16 protein-coding genes are annotated in these 13,553 nt (G+C 40.1%); 4 read left to right on the top strand and 12 right to left on the bottom strand.

The window, feature by feature from the left end; genetic code table 11:
• Positions 1-37 precede the first annotated feature (37 nt).
• The 3 genes from ffh to I585_RS19465 form a co-directional block, all read right to left on the bottom strand.
• Positions 38-1,453 (bottom strand): signal recognition particle protein, encoded by a 1,416-nt coding sequence (gene ffh, locus I585_RS19475; RefSeq protein ID WP_010740307.1) that lies wholly within the window; start codon positions 1,451-1,453, stop codon positions 38-40.
• Between the two features lie 129 nt (positions 1,454-1,582).
• Positions 1,583-1,921, bottom strand: a complete 339-nt coding sequence (locus I585_RS19470) for a putative DNA-binding protein (RefSeq protein WP_010740308.1) — start codon at positions 1,919-1,921, stop codon at positions 1,583-1,585.
• The gene (locus I585_RS19465; protein ID WP_010740309.1) at positions 1,922-2,383 is read right to left on the bottom strand and encodes a 2-thiouracil desulfurase family protein; all 462 of its coding nucleotides are present in this window, start codon (positions 2,381-2,383) and stop codon (positions 1,922-1,924) included.
• Positions 2,384-2,504: 121 nt separating this feature from the next.
• On the opposite strand from I585_RS19465, the gene I585_RS19460 reads away from it, so the two are divergent.
• Together I585_RS19460 and I585_RS19455 are read left to right on the top strand one after the other, a co-directional pair.
• Positions 2,505-3,200 (top strand): response regulator transcription factor, encoded by a 696-nt coding sequence (locus I585_RS19460; RefSeq protein WP_010740310.1) that lies wholly within the window; start codon positions 2,505-2,507, stop codon positions 3,198-3,200.
• Positions 3,197-4,933 (top strand): sensor histidine kinase, encoded by a 1,737-nt coding sequence (locus I585_RS19455; RefSeq protein WP_010740311.1) that lies wholly within the window; start codon positions 3,197-3,199, stop codon positions 4,931-4,933. The genes I585_RS19460 and I585_RS19455 overlap by 4 nt, the downstream gene beginning before the upstream one ends.
• Positions 4,934-5,008: 75 nt before the next feature.
• Here I585_RS19455 and I585_RS19450 read toward each other — a convergent pair whose 3' ends face one another.
• Positions 5,009-5,881, bottom strand: a complete 873-nt coding sequence (locus I585_RS19450; protein WP_034709435.1) for a phosphate ABC transporter substrate-binding protein PstS family protein — start codon at positions 5,879-5,881, stop codon at positions 5,009-5,011.
• A 231-nt stretch (positions 5,882-6,112) separates the two neighbouring features.
• Between I585_RS19450 and I585_RS19445 the strand changes: the two genes are divergently transcribed.
• A complete protein-coding gene (locus I585_RS19445; RefSeq protein WP_010740313.1) occupies positions 6,113-6,313 on the top strand; it encodes a hypothetical protein in 201 nt (66 codons plus the stop codon).
• Between the two features lie 41 nt (positions 6,314-6,354).
• Here the strand turns inward: I585_RS19445 and I585_RS19440 are convergent, their stop codons facing one another.
• Complete coding sequence (locus I585_RS19440; RefSeq protein WP_010740314.1) at positions 6,355-7,521, bottom strand: pyridoxal phosphate-dependent aminotransferase; 1,167 nt, start codon at positions 7,519-7,521, stop codon at positions 6,355-6,357.
• Between the two features lie 342 nt (positions 7,522-7,863).
• Between I585_RS19440 and I585_RS19435 the strand changes: the two genes are divergently transcribed.
• Positions 7,864-8,235, top strand: coding sequence for a hypothetical protein (locus I585_RS19435; protein WP_010740315.1), 372 nt, complete (start codon positions 7,864-7,866; stop codon positions 8,233-8,235).
• Between the two features lie 105 nt (positions 8,236-8,340).
• On the opposite strand, the gene I585_RS19430 is transcribed toward I585_RS19435, so the two are convergent.
• From I585_RS19430 to ribF, 7 genes are all read right to left on the bottom strand, one after another.
• Positions 8,341-9,252, bottom strand: coding sequence for an AraC family transcriptional regulator (locus tag I585_RS19430; RefSeq protein ID WP_010740316.1), 912 nt, complete (start codon positions 9,250-9,252; stop codon positions 8,341-8,343).
• Between the two features lie 152 nt (positions 9,253-9,404).
• Positions 9,405-9,590 carry a DUF6440 family protein gene (locus tag I585_RS19425; protein WP_010740317.1) on the bottom strand — a complete coding sequence of 62 codons (186 nt, stop codon included), beginning with the start codon at positions 9,588-9,590 and terminating at the stop codon, positions 9,405-9,407.
• A 152-nt stretch (positions 9,591-9,742) separates the two neighbouring features.
• On the bottom strand, positions 9,743-10,570 hold the full coding sequence (locus I585_RS19420) for a MerR family transcriptional regulator (RefSeq protein WP_010740318.1): 828 nt from the start codon (positions 10,568-10,570) through the stop codon (positions 9,743-9,745).
• A gap of 20 nt (positions 10,571-10,590) precedes the next feature.
• Positions 10,591-11,331 carry an ABC transporter permease gene (locus tag I585_RS19415; RefSeq protein ID WP_010740319.1) on the bottom strand — a complete coding sequence of 247 codons (741 nt, stop codon included), beginning with the start codon at positions 11,329-11,331 and terminating at the stop codon, positions 10,591-10,593.
• Entirely contained in the window at positions 11,324-12,046 is a 723-nt protein-coding gene (locus I585_RS19410; protein ID WP_010740320.1) for an ABC transporter ATP-binding protein, read from the bottom strand. Before I585_RS19410 ends, I585_RS19415 begins: the two co-directional genes overlap by 8 nt.
• Before the next feature lie 64 nt (positions 12,047-12,110).
• The gene (locus I585_RS19405; protein ID WP_010740321.1) at positions 12,111-12,509 is read right to left on the bottom strand and encodes a GNAT family N-acetyltransferase; all 399 of its coding nucleotides are present in this window, start codon (positions 12,507-12,509) and stop codon (positions 12,111-12,113) included.
• Between the two features lie 97 nt (positions 12,510-12,606).
• Complete coding sequence (gene ribF, locus I585_RS19400; protein WP_010740322.1) at positions 12,607-13,551, bottom strand: riboflavin biosynthesis protein RibF; 945 nt, start codon at positions 13,549-13,551, stop codon at positions 12,607-12,609.
• Between the last annotated feature and the right edge of the window lie 2 nt (positions 13,552-13,553).

Genomic DNA, 13,553 nt, shown 5'->3' with positions numbered 1-13,553 from the left:
GCGCCTGTCTCAGTTTTCGAGACAGGCGCTGCTTTTTTTATTTGCGTTTCTTTTTCTTCTTCTTGTTTTTCTTGACCATACGGTTCATGGCCATCTTGCCCATTTTCCCTTTAATGCCTGAACCAAACATTTGGTCCATACCTGCAGGCATGCTGCCTTTACTCATTTGCTGCATCATCTTGCGTGATTCTTTGAATTGTTTGATCATGCGATTGACTTCTACAACGGAGTTTCCTGATCCGGCAGCGATCCGACGACGACGGCTAGGGTTCAGCAAATCAGGATTTTCCCGTTCTGCTAACGTCATTGAATAAACCATAGCCTTTTTACGTTCTACGTCTTTAGGATCAACTTTGACATTTTCAATCCCCGGCATTTGGCTCATACCAGGAATCATTTTAAGAATATCTTCGATTGGGCCCATTCCCATAACTTGATCCAATTGTTCGATAAAGTCATTGAAGTCAAAACTATTTTCCTTCATTTTGCGGGCAAGTTCTTCCGCTTTTTTCTCATCGTAATCTTGTTGAGCCTTTTCAATCAGGGTCAACATGTCACCCATACCCAAGATTCGACTAGACATCCGATCTGGATGGAAGATTTCTAGGTCTGTTAGTTTTTCACCAGAACCGATAAATTTGATTGGTGCACCCGTTACGGCACGAATCGAAAGCGCCGCACCACCACGTGTATCTCCATCAAGTTTAGTAATAACAACCCCGGTAATTCCTAGCTGTTCATTAAAGCTTTGTGCCACGTTAACAGCGTCTTGCCCTGTCATGGCATCCACAACTAATAGAATTTCATTTGGCTGTGCAATTTCTTTGATTTGCTTCAATTCGTCCATTAACGTTTCATCAATATGTAAACGACCAGCCGTATCAATCAAAACATAATCATTTTTATTTTCGCGAGCTTGCTCCATCCCTTGACGGACAATTTCCACTGGACTAACATCTGTCCCCATATCAAAAACAGGTACATTTAATTGTTGTCCCAAAACTTTTAATTGATCGATCGCCGCCGGACGATACACGTCACCTGCGATCATTAAAGGACGCGCCTTTTCATTTTTGATCAACTGATTAGCGAGTTTGCCGGCAAAGGTTGTTTTACCAGCCCCTTGCAACCCGGCCATCATGATAACAGTCGGAATCTTTGGTGATTTTTCAAGGCCAACCGCCTCAGACCCTAACGTTTTCGTTAATTCCTCATCAACGATTTTAACGATCTGTTGCGCAGGAGACAAGCTTTCTAAAACTTCTGTTCCTAAGGCCCGTGTTCGTACTTCTTTGGTAAATTGCTTCACCACTTGCAAGTTAACATCGGCTTCAAGTAATGCCAGACGTATTTCTCGCATCATTTCGGTAACGTCCGCTTCCGTGACCTTTCCTTTTTTACGTAATTTCCCCATCGCAGCCTGTAGACGCTGCGTTAAACTTTCAAATGCCATTGATTACTTTCCTTTCTCCTATTAAGGTATAATTTTTTCCTTGGAAAAAATTCTTATGTTCGAGCCGTATATCATTCCACTATTATTGGTTCACTGAATGAGCTTCGAAAAGTGAAATTGATATTCCTTTTATTCGTCTAAATCTTGCAAGCCTTGGATCGCAGTGGCTAAAAACTCATCCTTTGGATAATGATCAGTCACATATGCCTCAAGTTTGTCCAACTGTTCTTCCCTTACGATGTAATCTGAGAGCAGATGCAGCTTTCGCTCATAATCTTCCAAGATTTTTTCTGTTCTTTTGATATTATCATAAACTGCTTGGCGGCTCACCTGATATTCCTCAGCAATTTCACCTAAAGAAAAATCATCAGCATAATACAGCTCCATGTAATTCATTTGTTTTTCAGTTAATAGCGTCGCATAGAATTCAAACAACGCGTTCATTCGATTCGTTTTTTCGATCTCCATTTACGTCATCCTCATTTCTTGCCAATTCTCTTCGGAATAAACCGGTAACCCCTGCTGGATAAAATAAGCTGTCGCCACACCTACCCCAGTCATTCGAGTACCAGAAAAACTGCCATCATAGATCAACCCGCTACCGCATGAAGGACTTCTTTCCTTTAAGACTAAACCCGTGATCTGCAACTGCTTGAGTTCATCGAAAGCTTTGATGGCTCCCTGCTTAAAAGCTTCGGTTAAATCATTGCCCTCTTTATCTACAACTTTCGCTCGGCCTTGCCACACATCGAAACCATCTCCGCCTTGTATCTCAGCAGGTGAGCGCGGTGTTGGCAATCCGCCTAAAACCTCTGGACAAATCATGATTGCTTGATCTGCTTCAACTAAATTTTTCAGCGCCGCGATCTCATTTGATCCGCCATCATAACGGCAAGCTGTGCCCCCTAAACAAGCACTGATTCCAAGCATCGTTATTTCTCCCATCAAATTAATAGAAAATAGGTGACAAAACTGCCTTCCCATTATACCATTTATTCAGGTATTGAAATAGTCTTTCACAAATGAAAAGTTTTTAAAAAAGGAGACACTTATGAAACGTGTATTAGTCGTAGACGATGAGCTTTCGATCGTAAAATTATTAAGCTTCAATTTAGAAAAGGAAGGCTACGCTGTCACCACCGCCGAGGATGGAAAAGAAGGCTATGAGCTGGCCTTGAATGACAAATTTGATTTCATTATTTTGGATGTAATGCTGCCATCGATGGATGGTTTAGAAATTGCAAAGAAATTGCGTCAAGAAAAGGTGGATACTCCAATTTTGATGCTCACTGCTAAAGACGATGCAATTGACCGCATTTTAGGCCTAGAGATCGGTGCCGATGATTACTTGACTAAACCATTTTCTCCAAGAGAAGTTTTAGCGCGTATGAAAGCAATTTTCCGTCGCGTCGAACCACGACAAGAAGTTATCGAACACGAATTTTTGACTGCCGGCGAGATTAAAGCGGATCTATCCAATTATCAAGTGACTGTTCGCGATCAAAAAATTGAGCTGACACCTAAAGAATTTGAACTGCTGGTCTATTTCATGAAACGTAAAGAACGTGTGATTGATCGTGACACCTTGCTTGACCGCATTTGGCAATATGATTTTTCAGGACAAAGCCGAATCGTGGATGTCCATGTTTCTCATCTGCGCGAAAAAATCGAAGTTGATCCCAAGCATCCGCAATACTTGCAAACCGTACGGGGCTTTGGCTATAAATTTCAGGTGCCCGCACAATGAAACGCAAACACTTAGATTATTTTATTCCCTTTATTCTCGTCTGTCTGCTCTTTTTCGGCAGTTGGAAATTGGCCAACCACTTTTACACCAAAGAGTTGTTGGAACAGCAGGAAGAGTTCTTGACTAGTAACGGTGAATTGATGATCCATCGACTAGATTTGAAACAACTCGACTCAAATGAAAATAAAACCGCGATCGATGAATTCGCACAAGAAGCACACGATCGAATTACGCTGTTAGATGCAAAAGGAAAGATCATTTTTGATAACACGGACGCCGGTCTTTCAGGTAGTCGGGAAAATCGTCCCGAAGTGAAAATTGTTCTAAACAGCAATACAGTGGGCTCTTCGGTTCGCTATAGTACGACACTAAAAACAGAGTTGCTTTACACTGCACAGCCGATCCGTTCCGGTGATGAAACGATCGGCATCTTGCGTGTCGCAAAAAAAACCTCGGCTTTTCAACCGAAGACACGAAATTTCCAGCGAACGATTTTCATTATTTTGTTTTTCTTTTATGCCTTTATCTATTTGATTATCTGTTACCTGACCTATCAACGTAACCGACCGATCGAAACTGTCCTGCCTGTTCTACAGCGCATGCTGAAGGAACCTGAAAAAAGTAATTATATTATGCAAAACTCACCACAATGGCAGGAACTTTATATCACCGTCAATCAAATCAGTGAACAGTTGAATGAAACATATGCCGCTTATACTTCTACGGAAGAGCAATTTTCTACACTCTTTCATGAATTAACGATTGGTGTATTCATCATCGATACTGATGGTCGCTTTATTATGATTAATCCAGCGATGGAAGAATTGCTGCAAATCGGCGGAGCCGCTCAGCATTATTATTGGCAGGTTATTGAAGACAATAGATTCATTCAGTTAATTCAACAAATCTTAGTGGATAAGGATCAAGTCCATCAGGAAATTTCAACAAAACTGCCGAGCTCGATGAACCTGGACATTCGTTTACGTTACATCGAAAACGAGATCAAAGGGGATCAGATCATGGGTACTGTCTACGATCTGACGCATGTTCGCCGTTTAGAAAAAATTCAGCGGGATTTTGTCGGTAATGTCTCCCACGAATTAAAAACACCAGTCACTTCTTTGTTGGGATTTACAGAGACACTGCTAGATGGAGCCAAAGACGATCCAGCATTGACGGCAGAATTTCTAACTATTATGCAAAATGACGCGAAACGTTTGCAGCGGTTGATTCAAGATATTATTGAATTATCAAAGGACAGCAATGATTTAGCTGAAGATCGGCAAACAATCGAGATCAATTATTTCTTGCATCAACAAGTCGACTTGTATCAACATCTATTAAAGAAAAAACAAATTACTGTTACGATTGAAGGTGCAGAAAACTGTTTTTATCAAACGCGTTTGACCTTCTTCCAACCGATCATCAAAAATCTTTTGGAGAATGCGATTCAATATTCGCCAGAAGAAAGCCAAATTGAGTTAAGCTACCGCATGACAGATCAATTGGAAATTGCTGTCACCGATCATGGCATCGGTATGTCAAAAGACGATCAAAAACGAATCTTCGAACGCTTTTATCGTGTTGACAAGGCTCGTGCCCGCCACTCTGGGGGAACCGGCTTAGGTCTTGCGATTGTCAAAGAATACAGCGAAATTCTCGGCGGAACAATCGACGTTGAGAGCCATCCAAAACTCGGCTCAACATTTACGCTTAAATTACCAAACAAATAAGGATCGCGGAATAATCCACGATCCTTTTTTTATTTAGGGAAGCTGCTCTGCTCTTCATTCACTCCTACGAAGAAATTATTTCACTGTGCCGTCAGAAGAACGTTCTACCTTCATCGAAGTAATTGGCAAATAACCCAATTCTTTGACTGGACCAGATTGAATGTCGTCACTTGTCATGTATTTTAAGAAATCGGCTAAAGCCTTTTCCGGTTTGCCATTCGTATACATGTGTTCATATGACCAGATGGTCCATTTGTTAGTAGTAATATTTTTGTCGTTGGCTGTTACACCATCTAATTGTAAAGCTTGCAAGCTGTCATCAACATAAGACAAAGCAAGGTAGCTGATCGCACCTGGCGTTTGCGCCACGATTTTTTTCACCGTTCCCGATGAATCCTGTTCTTGTGACTGAATCGGTTCTTTGCCGTCTAATCCCCATTTTTCAAAGGTAGCACGTGTTCCGCTGCCTGAAGCACGATTGACTACTTGAATGGCTTCGTCTTTCCCGCCAAGTTCATTCCAGTTTTTGATTTTACCAGTGAAAATATCGATCAATTGCTGCTTCGTAATATCTTTTACGCCAACATCTTTATTGACTACGGGAACAAAACCAACGACGGCTACTTTATGATCAACTAATTTGCTTGCATCAACGCCGTCCTTTTCTTCAGCAAAAACATCTGAATTGCCGATTTCAACAGAACCGCTTTCGACTTGACTCAATCCTGTACCGCTACCGCCGCCTTGAACAGAAATCTGAACATTCGGATGATCTTGCGTATAGCTTTCCTGCGCTGCATCAACTAAAGGCTGTAAGGCTGTTGAACCCACCGCCGTAATTTTTGCTGTATCTTCCTTCGCTGAACTCGAATCTTTTGTTGCGTTCCCACTCCCGCAACCAGCCAAGAGAATTCCTGAAAATGCTAATGCCAAAATAATCTTTTTCATCATGTACACTCCTTATTCTCGATAATGAACTTTATAAGAAAACGGATGCCGTATTTCTTATTTTTTAGTACATCGTTACTTTACCAATGAAACGTAAATATCCTATTGAAGTCATGTAAATGATCCGTAAAGAACTGTAAACATTTGGTAAAGACAAAATTTCTTACTTATAATTAGTTTTGGTGTACAATACCCTTGTAATGAAAATTATGAATGAGAGAAGCGATAAGAATGTTAGTAATTACCTATGAATTAAATCACTCAGAAAAAGAAAAATCTTATGCGAGCGCTAATGATTTTGTAGCTGCACAATTAAAGGAAGTCCCCGATCTGCCTGATTATTATCATGTAACCAAGGCAACAGTCGATGGCAATCCAATTGATTTAGAGGATAAAACTATCAGCGGCTTATTCAACTATCTAAATAAATAGAAAGAAACGATCAAATCTTTTTTCGATTTGATCGTTTCTTTTTATTTTTCTACATATGCAGTTAAACGTTTCATTGCTTCCACTAAATTCTCCATTGAAGCCGCATAACTAATCCGCACGTAACCTTCACCTTCCGGACCAAACGCAACTCCCGGAATAATTGCCAATTGATTTTTTTCTGCTAACTCAATACAAAAAGCCATTGAATCCTGTTCCAATCCTGCGGGTATCTTAGCAAAAATATAAAACGCGCCAGAAGGACGGGCAACTTCAAAGCCAAGCGCCGTCATGGCCTGATAAACAAAATCCCGACGTTCGCGATATTCTTCTCGCATTACTTCCGCATCCGAAATTCCTTGTACCAACGCTCGAACCGCAGCCTTTTGTGAAATTGTTGAAGCGGCTGTCACCAGATATTGGTGGACTTTGATGATCTGCTCAATCAATTCAGCAGGTGCGAAAATGAAACCGATCCGCCAGCCGGTCATGGCGTGAGATTTAGACAAACCATTAATCACGATTGCTTGATCTCGCAAATATTTTCCGAATGAAACATGTTTCGCTTCATAATTTAGCTCGCTGTAAATTTCATCGCTGATTACAAAAATTGGATACTTTTTCAGCGTTTCGCTCAAGGCCGAAACTTCGGCTTCCGTATAAGCGACACCCGTTGGATTTGATGGTGATGTAATAATAATTGCTTTTACCTTATCTCCATGTTCGGCCATCGCTTGATCAATTTGCTCTGGAGTTAAAACAAACCCGGTTTCCCGCGTATCAATATAGACAGGTTCGGCCCCAGCTAATAAAATCAGCGGTTCATAGCCTGGATAGGTCGGCGCTGGAAGCAATACTTTATCACCGGCTTCCAAAATCGCTAAAAGACTCGCTGACAACGCTTCAGTTGCTCCTACTGTTACTAAAACTTCTGTTGCTGGTTGATAATTTACTGCATATTTTTCAGATAAAAAACGACTCGCTGCTTCTCGAACATCGATCAAGCCAGACATGCCGGTATAATGGCTAAAATTATCTTTAATTGCTTGCTGCCCTGCTTCTTTGACGTGCTCAGGGGTATTAAAGTCCGGCTCGCCTAATGTTAACTTCAGCATATTAGGAATTCCAGAGACTTTTTCATCAAATTGACGAATCAATGAGACGGCGATTTCGTACACATTTTTGTTAAATCGATCTTGCAGTTTATTCATATAACCCCTCCATTTCTAATCATATTATCACAATCTCTCAGATAGTAAAGAAAAAATGTTTTACATTCATCTCGCGATTTATTCAGAGATGCCACCCATCCGTGGATTGTTTCACAGGTTCTCCCCATTTTAAATAAAAACATTGGTCTAACGTTCCTTTCCATTTTTAAATTAGAAATACCGATTTCCTAAAAAATAATTTAGGTCGAATCAAGTGATGGTTTATTTATAGCAGCATAAAATAACTTTAATTATGTATCCTAATTTCTGTTTTCTGTTGAACTGACCATTTACAAGGCATAAAATAACCATAGAAAAATATTTTTGAGGAGACATCCTGCAATGCTGAAAAAAATAATCCTGCGATTACCTTTTATTTTCTATTTCATCCCTTACGTGCATCTTTCTTTAGCAACTGATTACCTTTTTGATTCAATCGTAGGAATTTTTTTATTCCTGCTGCTTACTGTCATCATAGGTTTTTATGCTAAAATGACACAACAAATTTCCTTATTAGTGTTTGGAAATTTGATCAATATATTATTGAGCTGTGCTTTAATTCTTTTTAAGAGCCCTTTAGTCAGCTTATATCATTCTTCCTCACCCTTCGTGGCCGCGGTTCCACTGATCGCACTTTTTCTGATCACACAACTAACGGGGATTTTTTGGGGCTATATTCTTCAAAAAGAAGCCTCTTTTAATGGTCAGAATTAACAGTTCAATCGGTTTCTCTTCGATCCGACAAATCTAACTTAGAGGACAAATTTTTAATAAGCAAAAAAGCTTCAGATCATTTAAACGATCCGAAGCTTTTTACTATTATTTACCCACAAGTTCCTTTGTTGGCTTAATCCATATTTCAATTTTTGGCTCATCCGTTACGTTCACATATTTTTGAATCAAAAACGGCTCCATGTCATCCATTCCGATTCCGTGTCTTGGAAGCCATGTTTCAAAGAAGTAGTTATTGGCTTTATACAACGCATCCTCCACTAAATATTCAAAGTTTTCTGCCTCGAATGTACAGACATAAAAGGTCCCAGGTTCAATGTCGAATTGCGTAAAACCTTCCGATTTCTGATCATCAGAGCTTCCTCTAACAAAATATTGAACTTTTCCAGGCGTGGCATCCGTTGTAAAATAGTCAATTTCCAGCCCGTCTGTCAACAGGTTAGGAATCGTGTCTTTCTTTTCATGAAATTCATCCCATAACTCAATCAGAGCGTTGACCCCTACTTTATTCATCTCTCTAGCATCCACTTGTTTAGAAAATCCAGTGTAGTATTCAGTCTGCTCAAGCTCTTGCTGATTCACCTCAAGTACCATATCATCCACCATCAATGGCACACCTTCATCTACCAGCGTATAGTAAATTGATAAATCCGGCTTCAAAAAGTCTGTCAATAACAGATCATTTTTGCGATAAGTCTCCGGAGTGACACTATAGATTTCTTTGAAGGCCTTTGTAAAAGCCTCATGGCTATTAAACCCATATTCAACTGCGATATCGGCGATCCGTCTATTAGTTGATTTCAGCAATGGTTTTGCATTGGCCACTCTTCTCGCCTTAATGTATTCATTGACTGTTTTTCCGACTAAACGACTAAACAGTTTTTGAAAATAATACATGGATAGGAAAGAAACCTTTGCCAATTCTTCAATTGATAATTCTTCTTTGATGTTCTCTTCAACATAGTCTACTGATTTTTGAACAGCTTCCCAAGCGTGCATTTTACTCACTCCTTATTAAATAGACAAATTGGATAATCAACGTTCAACTTTGCAAATGACTTTATTTTAAAACGTTGAGTTGATTTCCTTTGTCTTAATAATAAAAGTTTAGCATATGAGTTACGAGCACGCTTGTTCGCTAGTGCCGTCTATTATTTATCTAATTCATCGAGGGGAGTGATGACCGGTTTTCCCTCTTTATCCAATAATGGTGTTAAGCCACCAGCATAGCCAACTTTGTTGAACATGTAATTGACACCCGTTTCCCGATCCACAAAGATCATGATTGCATCCAATTTTCCCTGAGAATAAACTCTTTTAAAACGTTCATTTGCCATTTTAATTCCCTCTTTCCTTTTCATATATAACGCTTTCAAGTAAAACTAAATCTAGCGTAGCATAACAACATAATCCAAACAATTGCTTCTTAGTAATTTTCTCAAAAAAATCACAAAAAAAGAAACCTTTAAAAAAGATTTCTTTTTAATCATTATATTTTCTTTACAGGTATTTGAATCTCCGTTAACCAATCCTCTTCGCTATCCTTATTCCACATGCCATCAATATAGTTTTCACGAATAGAACCGCTAATCTCGTAACCATTATTTTCAACAAATTTTATTGCCGCTCCAAATGCCTTAGGCAACGATTCATAAGACCCTTTGTGCATCGTACATACCGCTTCAGGAATTTCATCGATACACTTAAACTTTAGATCGCCAACGTCGTCTTTCATTTCAGTTACCGCTTCGCAAACTTCAACATCGACATTTTCTTCCATGAAGCCATTGTCGTGATAAATATTGAAACAATATTCCGGCATTGAACACACACAGCCGGCTGCCTCCATTTGTGCACCCATTTCAGGCATTATAGACGATAGTTCCCCATAGTTCGGAATAATCTTTCGCATGGTCGCAACTTTGACCTCTGGTATCTTTTTAATCACCATATGATAGTTTGCTTCGTCCTGCTGCAAATACCCTTCAATCTGAGATAACATCGACATGCGCTCAGAGATTTCTTTTAATAGCTGCTGTTTCTTTCTTTGCAAGATCCGCTGTTCACTTTCTCCCTCTTGCACTCGTTTGATTTCTTCGATACTATATCCGATTCTTCGAAGTGCCAACAAGCGATGCAGCGGTTCTAATTGACTTGAACTATAATAGCGATACCCATTGTCAGGATCGATGAAGCGGGGACGCAGCAGCCCCACCTCATCATAATAGCGCAATGCTTTGATCGTGACTTGGTTCATTTTAGAAAACATTCCAATTCGATAAAGCATCTCTTCGACCTTTTGACACTCTCGTTCCACTCAATTCGCCTCGTTTCTTTCTATTCCCAACGAAATAACTTCGCCGCTAAACCAAATCCCACGATCGTAATCACCACCAGAAGAACCAGAACAAATTGCGGATTCCCAACTGGTTGATTAAGACTAACACTTTTTAGCAGTTGAACTCCTTGTGTCAAAGGTAAAACGTTCGCTACTTTTTGCAATCCGCTAGGAAAAAGTTCAAAAGGAATCACCGCACCAGATAAAAAGAGCATTGGAAAATAAACCAAGCTGCAAACTAGATTAGCGATCTTGATATTTTTGCATAAACTCGCGATCAACAGTCCTAAACTGTACATAGCAATCATAACCAAAAAGTAGCTGGCAATCAACAATCCCCAGTTTCCTTGCATCCGGTAGCCAAGAAATACGACTGATACAAGTGCTACGACAGTTGCGGATGTAACTGCGGTAATCATCGCAACCAATACTTGAGTAGCGATCAAATGTCCTGGTGAGGCTGGTGTCACGAAAAAGTGTTTCAAAATTTTCTTATCGCGATAATCGCAAATCGTCAGCGGTATGCCCATGAAAGCAGTCGCGCAAATTCCGACCACCAACAATGAACTAAAGCTGCTGTCTAAAAAAGTATACGAGGCGTCTCCCGCTTGCTTGCTGCCGGCGATCATCGTAGTCAACAACAAAACACCCAAGGGCATTCCAATACCAAAGAGGATCCCATCAATTGAACGAATCGCTAACTTTCCTTCTACCTTTGCCAAGCTGATTACTTTATTCATAGTCGCCCTCCCCTACAAACCAAAGATAAGCATCTTCCAGATTTTTTTGTGAACTCTCTGCCAGTAACTCAGGAACTGTTCCTTCCGCTACAATGCTGCCTCGCTTGATCAAGTAGATTCGATCGCAAAGAATCTCTGCTTCCTCCATGTAGTGAGTCGTTAAAAAGATCGTTAAATTTGTTTCTTTGAGTTTGATCAAGGTCTGCCAGACGTTTCTGCGCGCCTCGGTATCTAATCCGGTCGTCAATTCATCTAAAAAAATAATTTCTGGATCTGGAATCAATGCTAGGACGATCGAAAGTTTTTGTCTTTCACCACCAGAGAGTTTTTCTACATATTGTGTTTGAAATTTTTCCAATTTGAACAGCGTTAACAGTTCCTGATGATCTCGAGGTTGTTTATAGAGACTCGCAATTTCTCGACACAATTCTCCCACCCGAATATTGTTTTGGTAGCTGGAAGATTGCAACTGTACGCCAACCTTTTCAAAAACCTCCCGACGATGTTTGCGCGGATCCAATCCTAGAATCTTTGCCGACCCTTTATTTGGTCGTTTGATTCCTAATAATGTCTCGATAGTCATTGTTTTCCCCGCTCCGTTTGGTCCTAAGAGACCAAAGACCTCCCCTTTTTTTACGCTAAAGGACAGCTGGTTGACGATTTTTTCCCCGCCAATTTCTTTTGTTAATTGATCAGCTACGATGGCTGTGCTCAATCTGATCACTCCTCTCATTAACAGAATAGTGTCTCCTGTTAAGGGAGAGTCAACAACAGATTTTTTATTGCGGTTTTACAATAAAAATCGTCCCTTCTTTTTGATACCCTTGTTTTTCATAATACGGATCAACATCGCTCATGACATAAACCGTTTGTTCCGGAAAGTCTTTACACGCTTGTTCCATCAGATAGCGGCCATATTTCTTTCCACGACAATCAGTATCCACTAGCAAATCATAAACATAGACTCCAAACCCATCGTCCTCTCGACAGCGAGCATAACCACATAGTAGTTCCCCTTCAAAAAGTAAATAAGTCACAGAAGTCTCTAACGCCTGTAAATATTTCTGTTTTCCATCGCCATAACAATACCCTTCCCAATCCGCCTCCTTTTCCATCATTGTGAATAATTCATCCGCATCTGCTTTTTGATAACTCCGAATGCTCCATTTTTCTTCCATCCAAAAAACTCCTTTTTATTTAATGATAACAAAATCTGATGCCCATATTAGAAATGCGTAAAAAAAAGACACCCATTTCTGAATGTCTTACCAGTTGTTAACGATTGAAATAATCCCTTGTCGCTTGCTCATCCGCTTCGAGTTGCTTAATCAACCCTTCCACTGATTCAAATGCAACTTGTCCACGCAGCATATGATACCAGCGGACTTTGACCTTTTCACCATATATTTCTTGATTAAAGTCCAAAATATTGATCTCAACGGTCAGCATCCGATTAGGACCAAACGTATCATTGTGACCGATCGAACCCATCGCTGGATACCATGTATCACCAATCTTAATTTGATTGACGTATACACCCTCTTTCGGCAAGTTCATATCTTCCGGTACTTGAATATTCGCCGTTGGATAACCTAATGTCCTTCCACGAGCCTCGCCATGAATCACAGTCCCGCTTACTTCGTACACATAACCTAATAAATGATTTGCTTCATCTAAACGACCTTCTGACAACAAACGTCGAATACGCGAGGAACTGATCTTTTCTTCTTCATGTTCCTCCGTCTTTTTAGCAACGATCACTACTTCAAAACGGTCATTGGCATATTTCGGCAGATTCTCTGCGTCAGCCGTTTGATCCTTACCAAAGTTATAATCGAAGCCGGAAACCGCCACTTTCGCATGTAGTCCAACGATATAGCGATCAACAAATTCTTGCGGTACCAACGCGGCAAACGATGACGTAAAGGCCACCTCATATAAAATATCTACGCCCAGTTCAGCCATGCGTTCTTCTTTTTGCTTTAGAGTAGAAAGATATTTAATGGGTTTGCTCTGGACCTGTTGAAATACAACTGCCGGATGCTGATTGAAGGTCATCACAGCCAACTTCAAATTTTTTTCTTGAGCAATTTTTTTCCCAGTATTAATTACTTCTTGATGCCCTCGATGAACACCATCAAAAAAACCTAAAACTAATACACAGTCTCCTGCCGGAATATCTTCGGGTCTATAAGGATGACGTAGTTTTACAATTTCCATCT

Origin of the sequence: Enterococcus malodoratus ATCC 43197, assembly GCF_000407185.1 — a bacterium.
Taxonomy (GTDB): Bacteria; Bacillota; Bacilli; order Lactobacillales; family Enterococcaceae; genus Enterococcus_A; species Enterococcus_A malodoratus.
Note: the sequence above shows the minus strand (reverse complement) of the source record. Positions and strands in the feature narration are given on the sequence as shown.